Genomic DNA, 541 nt, shown 5'->3' on the forward strand with positions numbered 1-541 from the left:
GTAACAGCCTCAGAATCATATCTCTGACCTAGCTTTAGTCCTGTCATCCATGCGATATAAGCTGAATCTACAGCTGGTTTTTTACTAACATTACGCACACTTAAAGGACCATAATAAGCTTGGCGTCCAGGATCAACAGTAATCTGCGCATCAATGAGACGCGCAACGTGATCCGCAACAACTTCACTCTTGATAACTTTAGCTTTCGCATACCCTTGTCGACGCCATCCTTCAATCGCCCATTGTTCTGTTTTAAGAATAGTTTCAGATTTAGCAACAAACCCAACTTTATAACCCAATTCTTCAACTGTGGGCATTTTATTGCTTTTATCTTTCACGAAGGGAGCAACTTTATCGATACCTGCAACACTAAAAACATATTGTGGACCGGCATCAATGGTAATAACAATCTTGGATTGTTTTGGCAATTGAGTCACCGGACTCAAATCAGCGGCTTCTAAACCGTTAATCTTAATACTAATAACACCACCATAGTATCCCTCAGCATAAAGAGCAGAGAGAATTGCGCGAGAATCTGACC

The 541-nt window shown here is 41.0% G+C and carries 1 pseudogene; it reads right to left on the bottom strand.

The window, feature by feature from the left end:
- Positions 1 to 541 (bottom strand): annotated as a pseudogene (locus tag ACFIO5_RS13405) (outer membrane protein assembly factor); the annotation flags it as partial.

This window comes from Bartonella sp. AA86SXKL, assembly GCF_042196885.1.